At 59.0% G+C, this 20,853-nt stretch carries 19 protein-coding genes, 4 tRNA genes and 1 riboswitch; of the genes, 8 read left to right on the top strand and 15 right to left on the bottom strand.

The features are described 5' to 3' along the window. Positions 1 to 172: 172 nt before the first annotated feature. Both ACTJKT_RS05240 and ACTJKT_RS05235 read right to left on the bottom strand, forming a co-directional pair. Entirely contained in the window at positions 173 to 865 is a 693-nt protein-coding gene (locus ACTJKT_RS05240; RefSeq protein ID WP_440786416.1) for a sensor histidine kinase, read from the bottom strand. Beyond that, positions 862 to 2,466, bottom strand: coding sequence for a response regulator (locus tag ACTJKT_RS05235; protein ID WP_440786414.1), 1,605 nt, complete (start codon positions 2,464 to 2,466; stop codon positions 862 to 864). Before ACTJKT_RS05235 ends, ACTJKT_RS05240 begins: the two co-directional genes overlap by 4 nt. Before the next feature lie 389 nt (positions 2,467 to 2,855). Here ACTJKT_RS05235 and ACTJKT_RS05230 point away from each other — a divergent pair, with 389 nt between their 5' ends. Genes ACTJKT_RS05230 through ACTJKT_RS05215 form a run of 4 tightly spaced genes read left to right on the top strand, consistent with a single transcriptional unit; the run spans position 2,856 to position 6,947 of the window. Then, a complete protein-coding gene (locus ACTJKT_RS05230; RefSeq protein ID WP_440786413.1) occupies positions 2,856 to 3,788 on the top strand; it encodes a phytanoyl-CoA dioxygenase family protein in 933 nt (310 codons plus the stop codon). 35 nt (positions 3,789 to 3,823) lie between these two features. Further along, the gene (locus ACTJKT_RS05225; protein ID WP_440786412.1) at positions 3,824 to 5,434 is read left to right on the top strand and encodes a glycosyltransferase family 61 protein; all 1,611 of its coding nucleotides are present in this window, start codon (positions 3,824 to 3,826) and stop codon (positions 5,432 to 5,434) included. After that, positions 5,431 to 5,829 carry a sugar 3,4-ketoisomerase gene (locus tag ACTJKT_RS05220; protein WP_009045148.1) on the top strand — a complete coding sequence of 133 codons (399 nt, stop codon included), beginning with the start codon at positions 5,431 to 5,433 and terminating at the stop codon, positions 5,827 to 5,829. The genes ACTJKT_RS05225 and ACTJKT_RS05220 overlap by 4 nt, the downstream gene beginning before the upstream one ends. Beyond that, positions 5,826 to 6,947: a DegT/DnrJ/EryC1/StrS family aminotransferase gene (locus ACTJKT_RS05215; RefSeq protein WP_440786411.1), complete on the top strand. Its 1,122-nt coding sequence runs from the start codon at positions 5,826 to 5,828 to the stop codon at positions 6,945 to 6,947. The genes ACTJKT_RS05220 and ACTJKT_RS05215 overlap by 4 nt, the downstream gene beginning before the upstream one ends. Before the next feature lie 19 nt (positions 6,948 to 6,966). Here ACTJKT_RS05215 and ACTJKT_RS05210 read toward each other — a convergent pair whose 3' ends face one another. Together ACTJKT_RS05210 and ACTJKT_RS05205 are read right to left on the bottom strand one after the other, a co-directional pair. Beyond that, positions 6,967 to 8,145 carry an ankyrin repeat domain-containing protein gene (locus ACTJKT_RS05210; RefSeq protein ID WP_440786410.1) on the bottom strand — a complete coding sequence of 393 codons (1,179 nt, stop codon included), beginning with the start codon at positions 8,143 to 8,145 and terminating at the stop codon, positions 6,967 to 6,969. Positions 8,146 to 8,243: 98 nt separating this feature from the next. Beyond that, positions 8,244 to 8,320: transfer RNA gene (locus ACTJKT_RS05205), tRNA-Arg, on the bottom strand. Positions 8,321 to 8,617: 297 nt separating this feature from the next. On the opposite strand from ACTJKT_RS05205, the gene ACTJKT_RS05200 reads away from it, so the two are divergent. Next, positions 8,618 to 8,860: a hypothetical protein gene (locus ACTJKT_RS05200; protein ID WP_440786409.1), complete on the top strand. Its 243-nt coding sequence runs from the start codon at positions 8,618 to 8,620 to the stop codon at positions 8,858 to 8,860. Between the two features lie 25 nt (positions 8,861 to 8,885). Then, positions 8,886 to 9,065, top strand: coding sequence for a PA3371 family protein (locus ACTJKT_RS05195; RefSeq protein WP_053280474.1), 180 nt, complete (start codon positions 8,886 to 8,888; stop codon positions 9,063 to 9,065). Here ACTJKT_RS05195 and phnN read toward each other — a convergent pair. Next, positions 9,040 to 9,624 carry a phosphonate metabolism protein/1,5-bisphosphokinase (PRPP-forming) PhnN gene (phnN, locus tag ACTJKT_RS05190; RefSeq protein WP_440786408.1) on the bottom strand — a complete coding sequence of 195 codons (585 nt, stop codon included), beginning with the start codon at positions 9,622 to 9,624 and terminating at the stop codon, positions 9,040 to 9,042. The genes ACTJKT_RS05195 and phnN overlap by 26 nt on opposite strands. 380 nt (positions 9,625 to 10,004) lie before the next feature. Between phnN and ACTJKT_RS05185 the strand changes: the two genes are divergently transcribed. Beyond that, positions 10,005 to 10,331 carry an Arc family DNA-binding protein gene (locus ACTJKT_RS05185; protein ID WP_003178899.1) on the top strand — a complete coding sequence of 109 codons (327 nt, stop codon included), beginning with the start codon at positions 10,005 to 10,007 and terminating at the stop codon, positions 10,329 to 10,331. Positions 10,332 to 10,473: 142 nt separating this feature from the next. Here ACTJKT_RS05185 and mgtE read toward each other — a convergent pair whose 3' ends face one another. From mgtE to ltaE, 8 genes are all read right to left on the bottom strand, one after another. After that, positions 10,474 to 11,916: a magnesium transporter gene (gene mgtE, locus ACTJKT_RS05180; RefSeq protein ID WP_025805723.1), complete on the bottom strand. Its 1,443-nt coding sequence runs from the start codon at positions 11,914 to 11,916 to the stop codon at positions 10,474 to 10,476. A gap of 473 nt (positions 11,917 to 12,389) precedes the next feature. Then, positions 12,390 to 12,466, bottom strand: a tRNA-Arg gene (locus ACTJKT_RS05175). A 72-nt stretch (positions 12,467 to 12,538) separates the two neighbouring features. Continuing rightward, positions 12,539 to 12,615, bottom strand: a tRNA-Arg gene (locus ACTJKT_RS05170). A gap of 107 nt (positions 12,616 to 12,722) precedes the next feature. After that, positions 12,723 to 12,813 (bottom strand) — tRNA-Ser (locus tag ACTJKT_RS05165). A gap of 62 nt (positions 12,814 to 12,875) precedes the next feature. Then, on the bottom strand, positions 12,876 to 13,064 hold the full coding sequence (csrA, locus tag ACTJKT_RS05160; RefSeq protein WP_002554426.1) for a carbon storage regulator CsrA: 189 nt from the start codon (positions 13,062 to 13,064) through the stop codon (positions 12,876 to 12,878). A 186-nt stretch (positions 13,065 to 13,250) separates the two neighbouring features. Next, on the bottom strand, positions 13,251 to 14,492 hold the full coding sequence (locus ACTJKT_RS05155; protein WP_007921569.1) for an aspartate kinase: 1,242 nt from the start codon (positions 14,490 to 14,492) through the stop codon (positions 13,251 to 13,253). Between the two features lie 96 nt (positions 14,493 to 14,588). Next, positions 14,589 to 17,213, bottom strand: coding sequence for an alanine--tRNA ligase (alaS, locus tag ACTJKT_RS05150; protein ID WP_440786407.1), 2,625 nt, complete (start codon positions 17,211 to 17,213; stop codon positions 14,589 to 14,591). A gap of 146 nt (positions 17,214 to 17,359) precedes the next feature. After that, positions 17,360 to 18,364, bottom strand: coding sequence for a low-specificity L-threonine aldolase (gene ltaE, locus ACTJKT_RS05145; RefSeq protein ID WP_440786406.1), 1,005 nt, complete (start codon positions 18,362 to 18,364; stop codon positions 17,360 to 17,362). Between the two features lie 211 nt (positions 18,365 to 18,575). Further along, positions 18,576 to 18,747: riboswitch (FMN riboswitch) on the top strand. A gap of 122 nt (positions 18,748 to 18,869) precedes the next feature. Here ltaE and ACTJKT_RS05140 point away from each other — a divergent pair. Next, positions 18,870 to 19,376, top strand: coding sequence for a 6,7-dimethyl-8-ribityllumazine synthase (locus tag ACTJKT_RS05140; protein WP_025805741.1), 507 nt, complete (start codon positions 18,870 to 18,872; stop codon positions 19,374 to 19,376). A 150-nt stretch (positions 19,377 to 19,526) separates the two neighbouring features. Here the strand turns inward: ACTJKT_RS05140 and astE are convergent, their stop codons facing one another. Then, positions 19,527 to 20,537: a succinylglutamate desuccinylase gene (gene astE, locus ACTJKT_RS05135; protein WP_025805742.1), complete on the bottom strand. Its 1,011-nt coding sequence runs from the start codon at positions 20,535 to 20,537 to the stop codon at positions 19,527 to 19,529. Positions 20,538 to 20,550: 13 nt separating this feature from the next. Further along, positions 20,551 to 20,838, bottom strand: a complete 288-nt coding sequence (locus tag ACTJKT_RS05130) for a hypothetical protein (protein ID WP_007921560.1) — start codon at positions 20,836 to 20,838, stop codon at positions 20,551 to 20,553. Positions 20,839 to 20,853 lie beyond the last annotated feature (15 nt).

Below are 20,853 nucleotides of genomic sequence, written 5' to 3'. Positions count from 1 at the left end.
TTGTCATGACTCAATCCTTGTTGTTGTACGAGCCGAGAACGGCGACCCGTACAAAATAGGCTCCGGCTGTTCGGAATATCAAGCAGCCTCGAGCAAAAAGCCCTCGGGATAGGACACGCAACCGAAATACGGCGAAGCCCCTACAAGCTCGACAACCGCTTCAAGGCAGACCTCAAGGCAGATAGAGACTGAACACGCCACCACCCAGAGGTCCGCCATTACGGATCTCGGTGCGCCCGCAGACACCGTTGCGCTGATGCAGCGCGGCAATGCGCCCGGCGAAGTACAGCCCCAGTCCGGTGCTGCCGCTGCTGTGATTGATGCCTTGCACGTAGTCGGCCTGGTTATCGATCATCTGCTGCGGATACCCCTCGCCATCGTCGTTGATGGTCAGCACCGTCTGCCCGCCCTCATCATGCACGCTGACCAGCAACGCATGGCGCGCATAACGAATGGCGTTGTTGATGCAATTGGCCAACACCGACGCGATCAGTTCCCGATCGAAAAAACCCAGGGGGGTCAAAGGGTCGACCTCATAGGTCGCGGCAATGCCACGACTGACGAACACATCCTGATGGCTGACCAGTTGCGCCTCGATGAAGTCATCCAGTTCGTGGTAACCCGGCTGCACCGGCAACTGGTTGACCCCCAGCTTGTAGAGCCCCAGCAGTTGCACCAGCATGCCGTTGAGATGGGCGAACTCGAACTCCATCACGCCCTGCTCCGGCGTGCCCTGCTGCGCCTGCGGCAGTCTTGCCAGCCACTGGGCATGGGCCTGCATGAGCAGGGTCAGGGAGTTTTTCATGTCGTGCACGGTAGAGGCGATCACCGTGGAAAAGTCGAGAGCCTGTTCGTGGGTATTCATTCGCCAAACGCCTTGCTTCGCAGTTTCTGATAACGCGGATAACGCGCGTCGGTATCGGGCATCAGGCCGACCATTTTCAGGCAGGTCCGGCACTCTTCCAGCAGCGCCGTGTCCTGGGTGATGTCGGTGCCGTGCAATAGCGACTGCGCCATGTTCAGGGCAATACTGATGTTCTTCGGTTGCATGGCCAGGGCCCGGCGGAACAGATCCCGGGCCTCGCCCAGCGCACCAGCCTTGTAACTGCGCACGCCCTGACGGTTCATGTCTGCCGCAGCGTTGGCGGAGTTGAGGATCGCCGGGTCATCGGTGAGCTTGGAGATACCCTCCATCACCTTCGGGTCGTCGCCGTAGATTTCCGCACAGTTTTTCAGCATCGATGCGCCGGCATCCGCCTGTCCCAGCATCTGCAGTTGCTTGGCCACCAGCAACGCCGCTTCCGGACTCATGAACTGCTCCATCCCGTCCAGGCGCAACATTGCCTGCTCGGTGAGCTTTTCCGCCGTTTCAGCATCGTTGAGCAACAGACTGGTGGCCTTCATCAGGCGCGCGCGAATCTGCAACCCCGGATCGCTGGGGTTTTCCTTGGCCACCGCACTCAGGGTGCTGTTGATTTCCAGGCGAGTGCGGGTATCCAGGCCCCTCTCGCTGCCCTTGCTGATCAACGCATGCGCCAGGCCAAGGTTGCTTTCCGGGTCCTTGAAACGCGATTGCGCACCTTGGGATACCGCCTGGCGATAGGCCCTGGAGGCGGTCTCGAAGTCTTCGTTGGTCATCGCCAGCTTGCCCAGCAGCGCTTGCCGGCGCACGGCCAGCGGCGACAGGCGCACCGCCTCCTCCAGCACACTCTGGGCGCGCTTGGAGTCGCCCTCGGCGAGCAGCACCTCGGCCATGCCATCGTAGAGCGCCGGCATCATCGGAAAGACCTTCAAGGCCTTTTCGTAGATGGCCTTGGCCTGGGTCACCTGGCCACGCTTGAACAGCAGGCGCCCCAGGCCGACATAGGCCCACGGCAACGGGCGATCCGCCAGAATGCTCTCGTACAACCGCTCCAACGCTTCGTTCTGGTTCATGTCACGCAGGGCGTCGGCGCGGTAGCGCAGGCACAGCGGCGAATAGCGCGGATCCTGCTTGCACAGGGCGATGCAGGCATTGAGCACCTCAAGCGGCTTGCCGCGATCGAGCGCCTGCAGAATCGGCTTGAGCAGCGACTTGCGCTGCTGCAGCCGCTCCAGCCGCTGAGCCAGGCTGGAGCGGTTGAAAGGCTTGGTCAGATAGGCGTCCGGCTCGTGCTCGAGGGCGCTGAGCACCATCGACTGGCTGGTCTCGGCGGTGACCATCAGGAATACGCTTTCATGGCTGATCAGCTTGTCGGTCATCAGGTCTTCGAGCACCTGCTGCCCGTTCTTCTTGCCGTCGCCCAGGTGGTAATCCTGCAGGATGAAGTCATAGCGCTTTTGCGCGCACATGCGCAGCGCCTGCTCGCCTGTATCGGCAGTGTCTACGTCCTTGACGCCCAGCTCACGCAGCATGGACCGGACAGAACTGCGGAAATCCGAGAAATCATCGACGATCAAAAAGCTTTTTTGGTGGTACGCCAGCATCGAAGATTCCAGACCCGTAAAAAAGATGAAGCCCGCGGCAACAGCAGGACAGGCTCAAGGTCGTCAGCCTTGCTGCACCCGGACAACGATAATGGCCACAAGCCATCAATGCATTCTACATCAACCCGCAATGGCGCCCGCCCGCTCTCGCCGGGCACCCGGTCCATGGCCCAGCCATTTGACCTGCAACAACATCCATGGATGTTATCGGCCGATTCTGGCGTTCCCTTATAGATAGTTGGCAAAAGCCTTCGATATCCTTGCTCGCGCCGCCCACCAGCCCCGGTTGCGGCAAACTCCATCGGGAATATCAGCCGGGCGGCATCAACTTTAGGCCAGCCACGCCGATATCTTGCAGACAGACAGCAACAGTCAAAAACGAGCGCAACATGCAAACCTGTATCCAAAACCTCATCGACCAGGGCGCCCACATCTTTGGCGAGATCCTGGACGCTGATCGCACGCAGGCGCTGTACCGCGAAATGATCGCCGCACGGGCCTTCGGGGCCGGGCTGTTCATGGACGAGGCTGAGTACCTGGCCCAGGAAAACCACCTCAACGCCAACCCGAACAAGACCTTCAACTTTCTCAATGCTTTCGAGCCGCAGTTGCAGTTCATAGAACAGGACCCACGCCTCACCGCTGTCCTCGATGAAGTGCTCGGCGCCGACTATGAGGTGGTGATCAAGAAAGCGGTGTGCGGGGTACCGGATTCATGGCTGCCGGACTGGGTACGGGAAAGGATCCGCGATGTGAATGTGGCGAACCTGGGGCCCTACATCAAAAAGCCCTTTCGCGACATCACCTACTTCCGCGGGATCGACTTTCACCAGGACATCATCGACTGGCCCCAGGGCCGGGTGGAACTCGACCCTTCGACCTTTCTGACCCTCTATGTGTACCTGCACGAGGTCACCGAACACGACTCGCCGCTGCACCTGATGCCCGGCACTCACCGTTTTGGCGCCACGTTGTTCCCTCATCAGTTGGAACATCAGGAACACGACCGATGGACCTACGCCGACGATCGGGGGCAGCAGATGGCCTGCCAGGATTACCGGCTGACGGGCGGGCCGGGTTACGTCGGGCTCTGGCATAACTGCACCTTGCACGGTACGCGGCCGGTGGCCAACGAGTCGGAACAGTTCCGCCTGTCGCTTCGCTACCTGCTGGGCAAGTCCCGGAGCAACACCGGCAAGACCGCCATTGATACCATCAACGCCGCGATCCAGGGCGAGCTGCAACCGATAAGGACTCGACGCGACCTGAACGCCAAGGGTATCGCCCAGATCAAGGGCAACATCATCAATAACAATGGCTAGCGTCACCGCCTTTACCGAGCGGGCGAACCGCTCGGATGACGATCTACCGCCGGCAGCACCAGCAAGACGAGGTCAATGTGTCGACAGGGTTTGGACAAAAAGCGCGGGTGCTGATATTCGGTACCGGCGCCGGTGGGGTCAACTTCTACAAGTACAACCGCCGCCGCTACCGGGTGATCGGCTTCGTCGATAACAACCAGCAGAAACAGGGCCAGCGCCTGTTCGGCAAACTGATCCACGCGCCTCAACAATTGAGTTCGCTGGCTTTCGACAAGATCATCATCGCCAGTGATTACTACCGCGAGATCCATCCGCAGCTCACTGAAAAGCTGGCCATCAACGAGCAAAAGGTCGAAGTCTTCCATGGCGCGCAGATCAGCTCGCAGCGCCCATGGTTCCAGCGTATTGGCAAACGCCTCGAGCAACTGGGCTATGAACGGCTGTGCAGAAAGCCGGGACTGATCAGCGACCTGCTGTATCGGCTGTTTTTTCGACGCCAGGATACCCGGCGCCTGGCCTTGCGCTGGCTGGATGAAAGCGACGAGCACAAGGTCCATGTCTTTCGCCCGAGCCAACCGGGCACCAGCCAGCCTCCACGGTTCCTCCATCAATCGATACCAGCGATCACCCTGGAGTTACCCGAGATCGCCCTGTATCACTTCCGGCAGGGGCAAGTCTGTTCGGTGTCCCGTTCGGTGATACTGCCCGGCGGGCAATTGGTGCTGGAGCGAGTGCCCACGGCAAAATCCCTGCAGGCCGACTATAGCGCTGCGCACCTGCTCTACCACGGCCAGCGCCAGGCCCTGGTCAGGACCGGCACACCCGTGGAGCTGGAAAAAGGCTTGCTGATCAGCGGCTGCAACGAGCAGAACTATTACCACTGGACGGTAGAAGTCTTGTCGCAACTGCAATTCGTGGCCGAACTGCCGCCGCAATATGCAGACTATCCACTGCTGATCTCCAAGAGCAGCCAGAACATTCCTTCGATCAAGGCCCTGATCGAGGCGATCGGCGTTGACCGCCCGCTGGTGCTCCTGGAAAACATCACCAGCTACCAGGTGGCCGACCTGCTGCTGATCAGTGCCCCCAACAATATGATCCCGAACTTCAAAGGCCCGGCACAGAACAGTGCCAGCAGCGGTTTCGTCCGCCCGGAGTCGATCCATTTCCTGCGGGAAAAGGCGCTGCATCTGGCCCGTGACATTCCCAACAGCGAACTCCCCAAGCGAGTATTCCTGGCCCGCAAAGGCTTTCTCCGGCACTACAACCAGGCCGAGATCCTCAAGCTGCTGGAACCCTATGGGTTTACCTGCGTGTACATGGAAGAGCAGGACATCAACCATCAGGTGGCGATCATGGCCAATGCCGAAGTCATAGTCGGCCCCACTGGCGCAGCCTGGACCAATCTGATTTTCGCCTCGAAAAATGCTCGCGCCCTGTGCTGGATGGCCGAGGAATACGCAGAGCTGTCGTGCTTTTCCAACCTGGCGGCGATCGTCGGCGTGGAAATGGACTACATCGCTTACCGGGTAGGTTCGACCGACTCCAGAGAACTGTATTACCGGAATTATCGGGTCGACGCCAAGAGCGTTGAAAACTGGCTGCAACAGCATTTGTCGAAACGGCTCGAAAAGGAGACGCGATGAAAATTCACATTCTGCCGCTGCAGACCCACGGCGATGACCGCGGCTCGCTGATTGCCCTGGAAGAAGGGAAAAACATCCCCTTCCCGGTCAAGCGGGTGTACTACATGTTCAATACCGGTGAAGGGGTTCGCCGCGGCTACCATGCCCACAAGACCCTCAAGCAGGTCGCAATCGCCGTACGCGGCTCGTGCCGCTTTCTGCTGGATGACGGTCGGGAAAAGATCGACATCACCCTGGACAATCCTTGCCAGGGCCTGCTGATCGAATCCTTTATCTGGCGTGAGATGTATGACTTCTCTCCAGACTGTGTGCTGATGGTTCTGGCCGATCAACTCTACGAAGAAGGCGATTATGTTCGAGACTATGCCCAGTTCATGGACATGGTCGGACAATGACTCAAATGATGAACATTCCATTTCTGGATTTGAAAGGCATCAATCACGAATATGCCGACCAGCTCAAAGCCGCTTGCAGCCGCGTGATCGACTCCGGCTGGTACCTGATGGGGCGCGAGCTCGAGCAATTCGAGGCCGCCTTCGCCGAATACTGCGGCAGCCGGCATGCCATCGGCGTCGCCAATGGCCTGGATGCCCTGACCCTGATCCTGCGTGCCTGGAAAGAGCAAGGCAAGCTTCAGGCTGGCGATGAAGTGATAGTGCAGAGCAACACCTTTATCGCCACCATCTCGGCCATTCTGGAAAACGATCTGGCGCCGATCCTGGTGGATGTGGACCCTGCCACCCACAACCTGGACATTGAGGCCGTCGAACGGGCCATCTCGGAAAAAACCCGGGTGATACTGCCGGTGCATCTTTATGGGCAACTGTCGCCGATGCCGCAGATCATGGCATTGGCCCACAAGCATGGCCTGCTGGTGCTCGAAGATGCCGCCCAGGCCCATGGCGCCGAGCTGGCCGGGCGCAAGGCCGGTAACTGGGGCGATGCCGCGGCGTTCAGCTTCTACCCCGGGAAGAACCTCGGTGCCCTGGGCGACGGCGGAGCCATCACGACCAACGACGCCGAGCTGGCAATACTGGTCCGGGCGCTGGGCAACTACGGCTCGCGTATCAAGTACCAGCACGATTATCAGGGGGTGAACAGCCGCCTCGATGAAATCCAGGCCGCGATGCTGGGGGTGAAGCTGGCGCACCTGGACAGCGATACTGCCCGTCGCCGCAGCATCGCCCGCTACTACGGCGAACATATCCGGCACCCGGGTATCACCCTGCCCTCGGTCACGACAGAGAGTGCCCATGTCTGGCACCTGTATGTCATTAGCTGCCCATGGCGCGATCGACTGAAAGCGCATCTGGCCGAGCGCGGCATCCAATGCCTGGTCCACTACCCACTGGCGATCACCGAGCAGCGGGCCTACAGCGACCTGGCCAGGACCTCCAAGGCATCCCGGGCGCCGCTGCATGACTCGATCCTGTCATTGCCGATCTACCCGACATTGGACGAAGAACAACAGCAATACATTGTCACCGCCATCAACCAGTTCACAGCCCACTGATGCGCCTGTTGCGGGGGGCCTAGAAAGCACCTCGCAACCGAGCGAACTGCTCGTCGGTCACATAGTCGGCGAGTGCCCGGCCAGAATGGTCGGCAGCCTCAAGCCTCGCGCCCTTGCGCAGCAACAACGGAAAGGTTCTACGACAACGCCCGGCCAGGAAAGCGTCCTTGGCATACATCAAGGGCGTCGTGCCTTTGTTGTTGGTCCGCTCCGGGTCGGCACCTTGCTGCAACAGCCAGTCAACCACCTCATAGGCGCCCGCATAACTGGCGACGATCAACGGCGTCCAGCCTTGCGGGTTGGCATCGTTGTAACCGGCAATATTGGCCTGCAGTGCCATCACCGCCTCCAGATCGCCTCGCTCACAGGCCTCGAGCATCTCCGGCAATCGATCAAAATTCAGCCGGATGTCGTAATCGATGGTGCAGAGCTCGACATAATCCTCGGTCGCGTTGATCAGGGTCCCGGCCTTGAATTGCGAACGCCCAGGCAGAATCGTCGCCGAGACCACCGGTTTTCCATCCCAGAGCAAGAACTGATATTCACGAAAGGCGAACGCCCTGATCTGGTTGCGTAGCGCCCAGGCCGTCGACAGCGGATCGATTTTCAACGCCCCATAGTCGATGGCGTCCTTTGAGAAGTAGCTGGACTCCACCGCACTCTGTGGCTGCGCCCTGACGTCACCATCGACCAACCTGGCAAACCACTGCTCCAGCAACAAGCCGGCATGCTGGTTAAAGGCGAAATAGAGATCGCGACAGGTCCACCAGGACGGGATCGAGAACACCTGTTGCGCGACGATGTCCCCGGTGTCGATACCCCGGTCGATGAAATGCAGGCTCACACCCGCTTCTGCCCTGGACTCCAGCAACGGCCAGACCGCGGTAAACATGCCCTTGTATTCCGGCAGCCTCGAGAAATGAATGTTGAACACACGACTGATGGAGAAGCGCTCAGGCACGACGATCCGGTCGAACTCCAGGGAAATGAACGCGACGGACGCTACTTCGTAAGCCGTCTCCAGGCTGATCTCACGCACGCCATGCTTTTGCGCGGCCGCCCGCAACGAACGCTGCCAACCATCGACACCCGTATCGTTGCGGTTGCAGACCACGGCAATTTCATTAGGCGCAAACTGTCGCAGAGCCCGTTCCAGGCCAAATACCGAAATATTGTTTTTTCCAGCAATGACAATCATGGGTGACTCCACAGCATCGAGAACTGCGTGTACCAAACGTAGCCGTTACTGCGAAAAAAGGACGAGAACCACGTTTGGCCTGAAAGCCCGGAGGTAGATGGTGTCCCAGGGCAGGTTCGAACTGCCAACCTTCCCCTTAGGAGGGGGATGCTCTATCCAATTGAGCTACTGGGACAAATTGACTGCCGCGGGTACTGCTGCGGCGCAAAGGACGGCGTGCATGTTAACGGCCAGCCCTGATTTTGTCATGTCGTGAGTAGGGCTTTTTAACCGGTAACCCCCTCTGGTCATCAGGCAACTTGCCAGAGCTGCCGTGCAAATTGCATCACTGCAAAAAGCCATCATTGCAGAATGCAATCCTCTGCCCTCTAAAGCCCCTATCAAATCATTGTTTTTAAAGGGTTTATTAGAGGTTAGACTCTTGGCATGAGCGCTGCTTCATCTCTATGAAAGAACAGTGGAGATCAAGCCCATGAACAGCGCCCTTCTTCTATCGAATGCCATTGCCATCGCCGTACTGGTGGTCTTCCACTTTCAGCCTGATGGCAGCACTGATCAGAGCACCCAGTACAGGGCCCACTACGTGCAACACCAGGCCCCGCAATTGGCTGTGATGAGCAGCGCATTGGAGAATCCTGGCTTGGCGCAGGTCGCTGATGACCCGGAAGCCGTTGTTCTACCTGCCAATCCAAGACCCGAAAGCTGGGTATTTTGAATACGACCCTATCAGGAGCCTGTTAATGTCCCGACTTGCCAAAGGCCTGCTCATCCTGGCAGTACTCAGTGCCACACTGGGTTGCTTCACCACTGAAAATACCCTGGGTGATGCGCCCCTGATTGCTTGTGGTGTTTTTTCCGGCTTGTTCCTGCTGGCGCTGGCGCTGGGACGCAAAATCAAGTTCGACCCAGTGCTGCGCTGACCCCCTGACCTCTCAATAGCTTCAGAAAACCCTCAAGCGTCACGGATAGCTCGCTCGAGTTGTCCAGAAAAAACACGGACTCTCCCAGCACAGCGCCGTCGTCAGCAGAAAAAAGTGCGCTTCTCTTGAGTCTCGCCTCGATCTGCGCCGCACTTTCGCGACCGCGGCTCATCAGTCTTTGCCGCAGCACGTCGATGTCCACCTTCAACAGAATCGCCAAAAGCTCCGGATAACGTTGGCGAGCCTGATCCAGGTATGCCCTGGAGCCATTGACCAGGACATGACGCCCACTGGCCAGCCATTCGTCGATCTGCACAGGAATTCCGTAGGCCAGACCATTGGCCCGCCAACACAAGGCAAAGGCGCCCCGCTGCTCCAGGCGTTCAAACTCGTCGGCGCTTACTCCATGGGCCTCTTCCCCCACGGATTCCGCGGAACGGGTGATCACCCGCCGCACCACATCACAGCCGAGTTGCGCCAGAGGCCGGCGCGCAGCCTCGATCAGGCTGTCCTTGCCCGACCCGGAAGGCCCTATCAAATAAATCAGTCTGCCTGACATTCAGAGACTCCATGGCATTCGCAGCCTAGTAAATCGGCAATTTGCCACTATCCTGTATAAAGTAGGGAACGATGATCGGATCCGCATAGATGCCCACCTGGCGACACTCAAACGCCGCCTATCAGGCAACAGGACGCGGGCAGATAGGCGGACCAGGCAATCTTTTCAAACCAGTCCGCATTTCTGATAATTGGTGCTGGCATAACGCCTTTACCCAGTTCAATATTTGTCACAGAATTGACGCCAAGGATATGGCTATTTTGAGGCATGATGCGGGCCTCTTAACAATTCAGGTTGAACATTTGGCAGCAACGCTTGTCCTAACTGACATCCCGCGGCCAATTCCGAGAACCGCTCCCCTGAACTAACCGGTTAAATATATGCGCCCATTGAAACAGGCAATTTATTCCAGCCGTACGGCTGACAAGTTCGTCGTACGTCTACCCGACGGGATGCGTGAACGCATTGCCGAGGTGGCTCGCAATCATCACCGCAGCATGAACTCCGAAATCATCGCGCGCCTGGAACAGAGTCTTATTCAGGAAGGCGCCTTGGGTGAAGAGTTGAGCATGCGCCTGGACAGCCCAGAGCTCTCCTTGCATGAACGCGAACTGCTTCAACGTTTCCGTCAACTTTCCCACCGCCAGCAGAACGCCCTCGTTTCGCTGATCGCCCATGACGCCGAAATGGCCGCAGACGCTTCCTGATTCGACCTTGAAAGCTAGAGCCAGCCTTGTGCTGGCTTTTTTTACCCGAAATTTGCTGCTCGAGCGCTACAAAAGCGCCAAGCCTGGATCGCAAGGGGATGGAGAAAACGATACAGCCCCATTAGAGGGGCTGTATGCAGGATCAAAGCAGGAAGATGGTGGCCAACCCAAGGAAGATAAAGAAGCCGCCACTGTCGGTCATGGCCGTGATCATGACGCTGGCCCCCATTGCCGGGTCGCGCCCCAGGCGCGCCAGCGTCATCGGAATCAGAACCCCCATCAGCGCCGCCAGCAACAAGTTGAGCGTCATGGCCGCCGTCATCACCACACCCAGCGACCAGCTGCCGTAGAGCAGGTAGGCCACCGCGCCGATCACTCCGCCCCAGACCAGGCCATTGATCAAGGCCACCGCCAACTCCTTGCGCATCAGGCGCGAAGTATTACCGGTGCTGACCTGGTCCAGCGCCATGGCGCGAACGATCATGGTGATGGTCTGGTTGCCCGAGTTGCCACCGATACCCGCCACGATCGGCATCAGGGCCGCCAGGGCCACCAGCTTTTCGATGGAACCTTCAAACAGGCCGATCACTCGCGAAGCGACAAAGGCAGTGATCAGGTTGATTGCCAGCCAGGCCCAGCGGTTACGCAGGGAACGCCAGACCGAGGCAAAAATGTCTTCCTCTTCACGCAGACCGGCCATGTTGAGGACTTCGGTCTCGCTCTCCTCACGAATCAGGTCGACCATTTCGTCGATGGTCAGACGGCCGATCAATTTGCCGTTCTTGTCGACCACCGGCGCCGAAATCAAGTCGTAACGCTCGAACGCTTGCGCAGCGTCGTAGGCATCTTCGTCCGGATGGAAACTTACCGGATCGCTGGCCATGACTTCCGAAACCTGTTTCTCCGGATCATTCACCAGCAACCGCTTGATGGGCAGCACACCCTTGAGCACGCCGTCGTAGTCGACGACGAACAGCTTGTCGGTATGGCCTGGCAGCTCTTTGAGGCGACGCAGATAACGCAGAACCACTTCAAGGCTGACATCCTCACGGATGGTCACCATCTCGAAGTCCATCAACGCACCGACCTGCTCCTCGTCATACGACAAGGCGGAGCGAACGCGCTCACGCTGCTGGCCGTCCAACGCTTCCATCAGCTCATGGACAACGTCTCGCGGCAGCTCGGGAGCCAGGTCAGCAAGTTCGTCGGCGTCCATCTCCTTGGCGGCGGCCAGGAGCTCATGATCGTCCATGTCGGCGATCAGGGTTTCACGTACGGAATCGGATACTTCGAGCAGGATGTCGCCGTCGCGCTCGGCCTTGACCAGCTGCCAGACAGTCAGACGCTCGTCGAGCGGCAAGGCTTCAAGGATGTAGGCAACGTCGGCAGAGTGCAGATCGTCGAGTTTGCGTTGCAGCTCGACGAGGTTTTGCCGGTGGACCAGGTTCTCGACCCGATCCTGATGATGACCTTCCTGACGATGGGTCAGGTCTTCGACCACCCGCTGGCGCTGCAGCAGCTCAACGACTTGAGCGAGGCGATCCTGCAGGCTGTCTTGTGTTTTCTTTACTTCTACTTCGGTCATAGGCGAACTCCACTCCCAGCAGAGGAGCACGCCGGAAGGATCAATCAGTCAATTCATGATTGTAAAAACGGGATACTGAGTAACTACTGGGTAAGTCCATGGAGGTATTCCACAAGCCCCGGCGGGGCTGACGGGCGCAATCATACACCGCTTGACGGTTTTAAACGTTAAAAAATCATGGCAAGAACAAGCGCTTGCGGCGCAAAGCTGAAGAAGCGCTGAATCTATAAAGCTGCGACGCACCATCCGAAAAAGAAAACACACCCCAGACAAAAAAACTGCGCCCGGAACCTCCCTCGCTATCGATTCACAATTGCCGGGAGCTTTCGAAAGGCCACATCAAAAAGACAGGTACACGCTGGATACGACGCCAGAACGATCGCGACGTTCAAAGAGAGGAATCAATAAAGAAGGGAGAAAACCCAAACGGCAGAAAGCAAAAAGCCCGCAATGAATGCGGGCTTCTTGGTATATGGTGCACTCGACAGGATTCGAACCTGTGACCGCTCGGTTCGTAGCCGAGTACTCTATCCAGCTGAGCTACGAGTGCAATTTGTGTTTTTAGACCAGACCACAACTGGTTGAAGCCAAGTTACCTGCATTACTGCAAACAACTCTTAAATGGTGCACTCGACAGGATTCGAACCTGTGACCGCTCGGTTCGTAGCCGAGTACTCTATCCAGCTGAGCTACGAGTGCATTTGTTGCCGCGCATTATAGGCCGTTAAATCTTTTTGTAAAGCACTTTTTCTAGTAATTTCAACAACTTACAGAAGAAGCCAGATTACAACGAACTAAGTAAATAATGGCGGAGAACGGGGGATTCGAACCCCCGACACCCTTTTGAGGTGTACTCCCTTAGCAGGGGAGCGCCTTCGGCCACTCGGCCAGCTCTCCGCAACACGGGGCGTATATTAACCAGCTTTCTCCCCGTTTGCAAACAAAAAAAACGATAAAAATTAATGGCTTGGTTCTTCGTCCTTCTCTTTCTTTATCCGCAGGTAAATTTCTTCACGGTGCACCGCTACCTCTTTAGGGGCGTTGACACCGATACGCACTTGATTTCCTTTGACGCCAAGCACGGTCACGGTGATTTCGCCATCACCAATAATCAGGCTTTCTGCGCACCGACGAGTCAGAATCAGCATACCTTTCTCCTCACGCATTTCATTTCAGGGACAACAGTCTGCAAAAAAAAAGGGTATCGACCTACAACCAGGACGGCCGTAGCCCTACACGCCTAAGTATTGACTAGCGCGAGCAAAAGAACAGTTTTCTGTCACGCCGATCAAAAAAACAAAGGGCGCGGTAAACCGCGCCCTTCGGGCAACGCATCACTCGCCCTGTCGGGCCGGAGCGTCCAGTTCGAAAGCCGTGTGCAGAGCGCGCACGGCCAGTTCCAGGTACTTCTCTTCGATCACCACGGAAACCTTGATTTCCGAGGTCGAGATCATCTGGATGTTGATGCTTTCCTTGGCCAGCGCTTCGAACATGCGGCTGGCAACACCCGCGTGGGAGCGCATGCCGACGCCAACGATCGAGACCTTGGCGATCTTGGTGTCGCCCACCACTTCCCGGGCGCCGATTTCACGGGCGGTGTTTTCCAGCACTTGCTGGGCTGCCAGGTAATCGTTGCGGTGCACGGTGAAGGTGAAGTCGGTGGTGTTATCGTGCGAAACGTTCTGCACGATCATGTCGACTTCAATGTTCGCGGCGCTGATCGGGCCGAGAATCTTGAAGGCCACGCCAGGAGTGTCTGGCACGCCACGGATGGTCAGCTTGGCTTCATCGCGGTTAAAAGCGATGCCGGAAATGATCGGCTGTTCCATGGATTCCTCTTCATCAATAGTAATGAGGGTACCCGGACCCTCCTTGAAGCTGTGCAGTACGCGCAGCGGAACGTTGTACTTGCCGGCGAACTCGACCGCGCGGATCTGCAGCACCTTGGAGCCCAGGCTGGCCATTTCCAGCATTTCTTCGAAGGTGATCTTGTCCAGGCGCTGGGCCACGGACACCACGCGCGGATCGGTGGTGTAGACGCCGTCGACATCGGTGTAGATCTGGCATTCGTCAGCCTTCAGGGCTGCCGCCAGTGCCACGCCGGTGGTGTCGGAACCGCCACGACCGAGGGTAGTGATGTTGCCGTGCTCGTCGACGCCCTGGAAACCGGCGACCACAACCACTCGACCAGCCTTCAGGTCACCGCGAATTTTCTGATCGTCGATCTGCAATATGCGCGCTTTATTGTGCGCGCTATCGGTCAGAATCCGCACCTGGTTGCCGGTATAGGAGACTGCCGGCACGCCGCGCTTGATCAGCGCCATGGCCAGCAGTGCGATCGTCACCTGCTCACCGGTGGAAACGATCACGTCCAGCTCGCGGGGAACTGGCTGACCGTCGCCGCTGATTTGCTTGGCAAGGTCGATCAGACGGTTGGTTTCGCCGCTCATGGCCGACAGTACAACCACCAGGTCGTCACCGGCTTCGCGGAATTTTTTCACCTTGTCGGCGACCTGCTCGATTCTTTCGACGGAACCGACCGAGGTACCTCCAAATTTCTGTACGATCAAAGCCATTTCTAAGCCGCCTCAGCCCGTAAAGGGGCGCCCATTAATCAATCAAACTGCGCAGCTCCAAAGCCCGCCACTAGACGACGGGCTCGGCTTGGAACCTTAAATCCCCTGCTCGACGAACGGAACGGTCAGGGCCAGCGCAGCATCCAGCGCAGCGGCATCGACGCCACCGCCCTGCGCCATGTCCGGACGACCACCGCCCTTCCCGCCCACTGCCGCAGCGGCTTGCTTCATCAAATCACCGGCTTTGAGTTGGCCAGTCAGGTCCTTGGTTACGCCCGCAACCAGTACGACCTTTTCCTCATGGACACTGCCGAGCAGGATCACTGCGCGACCGAGTTTGTTTTTCAACTGATCGACCAGCGCCAACAGCGCCTTGCCGTCCTGACCGTCCAGGCGCGCCGCCAGCACTTTCGCGCCTTTGACATCCAGCGCCTGTGCCGACAGATCGTCGCCAGCGGCACTGGCGGCCTTGGCCTGCAGCTGCTCGAGCTGTTTCTCCAGCAGGCGGTTGCGCTCCAGCACGGCCGACAGCTTGTCGATCAGATTGTCACGGCTGCCCTTGACCAGGGTCGCCGCTTCCTTGAGTTGCTCTTCCGCAGCGTTCAGGTACGCCAGTGCCGCGGCACCGGTGACTGCCTCGATACGACGTACGCCCGAGGCCACGCCGCCTTCGCTGATGATTTTCAGCAGGCCGATATCGCCGGTACGGTTGGCGTGGATACCGCCACACAGCTCGACGGAGAAATCGCCGCCCATGCTCAGTACCCGCACGCTGTCGCCGTACTTCTCGCCGAACAGCGCCATGGCACCCTTCTGCTTGGCGGTGTCGATATCGGTTTCTTCGGTTTCCACCTCGGTGTTCTTGCGAATCTCGGCGTTGACGATGTCTTCCAGGGCCTTGATCTGCTCAGGCTTGATCGCTTCGAAATGACTGAAGTCGAAACGCAGGCGCTGACTGTCGACCAACGAGCCCTTCTGCTGCACATGCTCGCCCAGCACCTGGCGCAGAGCGGCGTGCAGCAAGTGGGTAGCCGAGTGGTTCAGCGAAGTGGCGTGACGCACTTCGGCATCGACCTGGGTTTGCACCGGAGCGCCAACGGTCAGGCTGCCGCTGGCCAATACGCCGTGATGCAGGAAGGCACCGCCGGTCTTGGTGGTATCGCGCACGTCGAAACGCGCGTTGCCCGCTTGCAGGTAACCGCAGTCGCCGATCTGGCCGCCCGACTCGGCGTAGAAAGGTGTCTGGTCAAGAATGACCACGCCCTCTTCGCCTTCGCTCAGCACGTCGACCGATTGCCCTTCCTTATAAAGCGCTACCACCTTGGCCGAACCGTTGGTGGTGTAGTAACCGGTGAACTCGGTGGCCACATCGACCTTGACCAGGCTGTTGTAGTCCATGCCGAAGGAGCTGGCGGAACGGGCACGTACGCGCTGGGCTTCCATCTCGCGTTCGAAACCTTCCTCGTCGAGGGTCAGCTCGCGCTCGCGGGCGATGTCGCCGGTCAGGTCCATCGGGAAACCGTAGGTGTCGTACAGCTTGAACACCACGTCGCCCGGCACCACAGTGCCTTTGAGCTCGGCCAGGTCCTGCTCGAGGATCTTCAGGCCCTGCTCCAGGGTCTTGGCGAACTGCTCTTCTTCGGCTTTCAGCACGCGCTCGATATGCGCCTGCTGGGATTTCAGTTCCGGGAAGGCTTCGCCCATCTCGGCGACCAGCGCGGCCACGATCTGATAGAAGAAGCTGCCCTTGGCGCCCAGCTTGTTGCCGTGACGGCAAGCGCGGCGAATGATGCGACGCAGGACATAACCGCGACCTTCGTTGGAAGGCAGCACGCCGTCGGCGATCAGGAAGCCGCAGGAACGGATGTGGTCGGCCACGACTTTCAGCGACGCCTGGGCGTCGTTGGTGCAACCGATGGCCTTGGCCGCCGCGTTCAGCAGGCTCTGGAACAGGTCGATTTCATAGTTCGAGTGAACGTGCTGCAGGACCGCACTGATCCGCTCCAGGCCCATGCCGGTGTCCACCGACGGCGCTGGCAACGGATGCAACACGCCATCGGCGGTGCGGTTGAACTGCATGAACACGTTGTTCCAGATCTCGATGTAACGGTCGCCGTCTTCTTCCGGCGAGCCCGGTGGGCCGCCCCATATGTCGGCGCCGTGATCGTAGAAAATCTCGGTGCAAGGACCGCACGGGCCGGTATCGCCCATGGTCCAGAAGTTGTCGGAGGCGTATGGCGCGCCCTTGTTGTCGCCGATACGGACCATGCGCTCGGCCGGAACTCCGACTTCCTTGGTCCAGATGTCATAGGCCTCGTCATCGCTGGCGTAGACGGTGACCCAGAGCTTTTCTTTCGGCAGGTTCAGCCACTTGTCGGACGTCAGGAAAGTCCAGGCGAAAGTGATGGCGTCACGCTTGAAGTAATCGCCGAAGCTGAAGTTGCCCAGCATTTCGAAGAAAGTGTGGTGGCGGGCGGTGTAACCGACGTTTTCCAGGTCGTTGTGCTTGCCGCCGGCGCGTACGCATTTCTGGCTGCTTACGGCGCGGGTATAGGCGCGCTTTTCCTGGCCCAGGAAGCAGTCCTTGAACTGGTTCATCCCCGCGTTGGTGAACAGCAGGGTTGGGTCGTTGCCCGGAATCAAAGAGCTGGAGGCTACACGGGTGTGGCCTTGCTCTTCGAAGAAGCGAAGGAAGGCTTCACGGATTTCTGCGCTTTTCATTAGGTTCTTCCACGGAGACTGCGGCCAAAGGCCTGTGCGAAACGTCATCAGACGAAACGACGGCAAAGGGCCGCATTATATCGGCCCTGAGCTTGGGGTACAGCGTGTTTATACGATAGAGAGGGTCAATTGGACGGCTAACACTGTCAGTTGCGGGAAAAATCGATAAAAGTCCCGATGACTTGCTCGATTTGTGCACGACTGACGTCCATATGGGTGACCATCCGCAGCCGCGACGCGGCGCTCAGCCTGATCCCACGCTCGCCGGCGAAGGCCTTGAGGGCCTCTGCCCTGTCGCCCATCGCCACATAGACCATGTTGGTCTGCACCGGCTCGACCTCATAGCCCGCCTCGCGCAGCCCCTCGGCCAGCAACTGGGCATTGGCATGGTCATCGGCCAGGCGCGCTACATGCTGATCGAGCGCATACAGGCCCGCCGCGGCCAGAATCCCGGCCTGGCGCATGCCGCCACCGACCATCTTGCGCAGGTGTCGAGCCTTGCCGATCAGCTCCGCCGAACCGCACAGCACCGAGCCCACCGGCGCGCCCAGGCCCTTGGACAGGCACACCGAGACCGAATCGAAGTGCTGGGTAATCTGCCTCGCATCGACACCCAGCTTGACCGCCGCGTTGTACAAGCGCGCGCCGTCCAGGTGCAGGGCCAGGCCATGCTCGCGGGTAAAGGCCCGGGCCTGCGCCAGATAGCTCAACGGCAGCACCTTGCCCTGCATGGTGTTTTCCAGTGCCAGCAGGCGGGTACGGGCAAAGTGGAAGTCATCCGGCTTGATCGCCGCGGCGACCTGGGCCAGGTCCAGCGAGCCATCGGCCTGGACTTCCAGTGGCTGGGGCTGGATCGAACCCAGCACCGCCGCCCCGCCGCCCTCGTACTTATAGGTATGCGCCTGCTGGCCGACGATGTATTCGTCGCCACGCCCACAATGGGCCATCAAGCCCAGCAGGTTGCTCATGGTCCCCGTTGGCACAAACAGCGCCTCGGAGAATCCGAGACGCTGCGCCAATTCGGCTTCCAGGCGGTTGACCGTTGGATCTTCGCCGTAGACATCATCGCCCGTGGCCGCTGCGGCCATTGCCTCCAGCATGCCTGCCGTGGGTTGGGTAACGGTGTCACTGCGAAGATCGATAACGCTCATGAATCAGGCCTCGGCAAAGGGACGCGAACGTCGCTGCGGATAAGGGAATTCTTTCGAACTGAATTACTACGGGCACAACCGCGATTTATCAAGGCCCGCTCGGGAAAAGCCCGTCGATGGACAGGAAAAACCGATGTTTATCATCCAAAAGCCGCAATGCACCGCCGAAAAATATGTGTTACAAACTCACCGCCGCCGCAAAGCCCGGTGGCAACGTTCTCAGGGCGGGGTGTAATTCCCCACCGGCGGTAATTGCGCGCAATGCGCATAGCCCGCGAGCGCTTGGCGACAGGCGCCGCTTCGGCGGCGAATGACGGCAAGGTCAGCAGACCCGGTGTGATCCCGGGGCCGACGGTCATAGTCCGGATGAAGAGAGAACGGGATTGGCGCCAAAGGGCCGTCCACAGACCTGCGCGCGACTGCTTGTGCGCCTGGCCTGTACGTACCCTTAAATCCCTTTCGATTCATAACGCCCTGTTTTTCACACAAACAGGAGTCAGAACAGATGCAACCCACCGCAATCGATAGCAAAAGCAAACAGCATCACGGCGAACGCGTGGCGTTTATCCAGGCCTGCTGGCACAAGGAAATCGTCGACCAGAGCCGCAAAGGTTTCGTCAGCGAGATGCTCGCCCAGGGTTATCAGGAAACCGATATCGACTTCTTCGAAGTCGGCGGCGCCTTTGAAATTCCACTGCACGCCAAGCTGCTGGCCAAGTCCGGTCGTTATGCCGGCATCGTCGCCGCGGGCCTGGTGGTGGACGGCGGTATCTACCGTCACGAGTTCGTCGCCCAGTCGGTGATCAGCGGCCTGATGCAGGTCCAGCTGGAAACCGAAGTGCCAGTGTTCTCGGTGGTCTTGACCCCGCACCACTTCCACGCCGGCGAAGAACATCAGAAGTTCTTCTTCGAGCATTTCGTGCACAAGGGCCAGGAAGCGGCGAAGACCTGCGCCGATACCCTGCACAAGACTCGTGCCCTGCGCCGTCATGAGCAGCGGGTAGCGGTGTAAGCGTCAGACGCTGAAAGCAAAATCGCGAGNCGATATTTTGTAGCCGCTGCCGCAGGCTACGATCGAGCCCGAAGGGGTCGCTGCTCTTGAGGGCCTCAAAGGCCCTGCGGGCCTTATCGCAGCCTTCGGCAGCGGCTACAGGTTGCCGGGTCAGGCCAGGCCGTCAGCCGTGGTCGGCACGATCAGGATCCCGGCACGCAGGCCGTTTTTCACCTTGGGGTTGGGGAAAATGATCCGCGCGCCCTCTTCCTCGACTATCCAGCGAGTCTGGGCGATGTCGTCGGCCAGCAGGTAACCCACTTCCAGTTCGGAGAAATTCTCGATATCCGCCGGCAGGTGCAGGTGGAAGGTATCGCTGTGCTTGATGATTTCCCGAGCGACGCTGAACAGCTGCAAACCATCCAGCTTCTCTTCCGCCATGGGCGGTTCGCAGCCTTCGATGATCTGCTTCAGGCGGGTTTCCAGACGCTCGACATTCACCCCCTGGTTCTGCCCGAACGGCCGGGCCTTGCCCAACTCCAGGGTGAAAGACTCGGCGTCCAGCTTGTCGTAGGTATAGGAACTGAACACGATGGACGGCTTGTTCTGCAGCAACACGGCCTCCATGCCCGCGGCCCGCAGGCGCGCCAGTTCCCGGCGCGAGTGCTGGCGACCTTCCTTCCACGGATACAGGGCGAACTGCTCGATCTTCGAACCGCGGATCGCCGTGTGCAGGTCGTAGTGCAGACGGGTACGCTCCGGCAGGCTGAAGAAACTCGCCGCCAGGCGCTCCAGCTCGCAGGCGCGCAAGGCTTCGTTACCACTGCTTTGTTCGTGACGGCCGTTGAACAGCCGGTTGATGTCCTGCTCGATGAAACGCTCGCCGCGGCGCATGGCCTCGGGATTGCCGAACAGGAACAGAATGCGTGCGCACGGCTTGAGGTCGCCGCGGGCGATGTCGTGCAACAGACGGTCGAGCAACTCGATCGGTGCCGTCTCGTTGCCGTGGATGCCGGCCGACAGCAGCAGGTCCATGCCATTGTCACGCGCCTGAGGTGGCCGGACTTCCAGCGCACCTTCGCTCAGCCAGCGCATCCGCACGCCGTCGACAGTCAGTTGAGTCTTCTCCGCCGGTTCACGACCGGCGAGGGTCAGTTCAAGCAGTTTGCCGAGGGCGAGCATAGAAGGTTATTCCTTAATGGTCGTGCTGGCAGTCAGGGCCGTGCACGTGATCGTCGTCACCAGCGTCGGCCGGTTCCATTTCCAGTTGCAGACTTACCAGATTAGTCGCCAATGGACGCAGCAGCAGGTTGGCGTACTCTTCGTCGCCTTCCTCGACGTCCACGCCGATCAGCAGCTGGCCGCGGCCGTCCTGCTGGATCCACAGTTCCTTGCCTTGCCACATCACGGCAACGCGGGTGCAGGAAGTTTCCAGTTGAGTGCCGTCGGTGTCTTCAAGGATCAGCTGCAGGGTATCGCTCATTTATTACGCTCTCAT

This window comes from Pseudomonas sp. 22526, from assembly GCF_052044735.1.
Taxonomy (GTDB): domain Bacteria; phylum Pseudomonadota; class Gammaproteobacteria; order Pseudomonadales; family Pseudomonadaceae; genus Aquipseudomonas; species Aquipseudomonas piscium.
The sequence above is the reverse complement of the archived record's forward strand: the minus strand, read 5'-3'. Positions and strand labels throughout refer to the sequence as shown.

Bases quoted from the DNA above. Each gene is read 5' to 3' on its own strand.
- ACTJKT_RS05240 (WP_440786416.1), bottom strand. From the start codon at position 865: ATGAATACCCACGAACAGGCTCTCGACTTTTCCACGGTGATCGCCTCT.
- ACTJKT_RS05235 (WP_440786414.1), bottom strand. From the start codon at position 2,466: ATGCTGGCGTACCACCAAAAAAGCTTTTTGATCGTCGATGATTTCTCG.
- ACTJKT_RS05230 (WP_440786413.1), top strand. From the start codon at position 2,856: ATGCAAACCTGTATCCAAAACCTCATCGACCAGGGCGCCCACATCTTT.
- ACTJKT_RS05225 (WP_440786412.1), top strand. From the start codon at position 3,824: ATGACGATCTACCGCCGGCAGCACCAGCAAGACGAGGTCAATGTGTCG.
- ACTJKT_RS05220 (WP_009045148.1), top strand. From the start codon at position 5,431: ATGAAAATTCACATTCTGCCGCTGCAGACCCACGGCGATGACCGCGGC.
- ACTJKT_RS05215 (WP_440786411.1), top strand. From the start codon at position 5,826: ATGACTCAAATGATGAACATTCCATTTCTGGATTTGAAAGGCATCAAT.
- ACTJKT_RS05210 (WP_440786410.1), bottom strand. From the start codon at position 8,145: ATGATTGTCATTGCTGGAAAAAACAATATTTCGGTATTTGGCCTGGAA.
- ACTJKT_RS05200 (WP_440786409.1), top strand. From the start codon at position 8,618: ATGAACAGCGCCCTTCTTCTATCGAATGCCATTGCCATCGCCGTACTG.
- ACTJKT_RS05195 (WP_053280474.1), top strand. From the start codon at position 8,886: ATGTCCCGACTTGCCAAAGGCCTGCTCATCCTGGCAGTACTCAGTGCC.
- phnN (WP_440786408.1), bottom strand. From the start codon at position 9,624: ATGTCAGGCAGACTGATTTATTTGATAGGGCCTTCCGGGTCGGGCAAG.
- ACTJKT_RS05185 (WP_003178899.1), top strand. From the start codon at position 10,005: ATGCGCCCATTGAAACAGGCAATTTATTCCAGCCGTACGGCTGACAAG.
- mgtE (WP_025805723.1), bottom strand. From the start codon at position 11,916: ATGACCGAAGTAGAAGTAAAGAAAACACAAGACAGCCTGCAGGATCGC.
- csrA (WP_002554426.1), bottom strand. From the start codon at position 13,064: ATGCTGATTCTGACTCGTCGGTGCGCAGAAAGCCTGATTATTGGTGAT.
- ACTJKT_RS05155 (WP_007921569.1), bottom strand. From the start codon at position 14,492: ATGGCTTTGATCGTACAGAAATTTGGAGGTACCTCGGTCGGTTCCGTC.
- alaS (WP_440786407.1), bottom strand. From the start codon at position 17,213: ATGAAAAGCGCAGAAATCCGTGAAGCCTTCCTTCGCTTCTTCGAAGAG.
- ltaE (WP_440786406.1), bottom strand. From the start codon at position 18,364: ATGAGCGTTATCGATCTTCGCAGTGACACCGTTACCCAACCCACGGCA.
- ACTJKT_RS05140 (WP_025805741.1), top strand. From the start codon at position 18,870: ATGCAACCCACCGCAATCGATAGCAAAAGCAAACAGCATCACGGCGAA.
- astE (WP_025805742.1), bottom strand. From the start codon at position 20,537: ATGCTCGCCCTCGGCAAACTGCTTGAACTGACCCTCGCCGGTCGTGAA.
- ACTJKT_RS05130 (WP_007921560.1), bottom strand. From the start codon at position 20,838: ATGAGCGATACCCTGCAGCTGATCCTTGAAGACACCGACGGCACTCAA.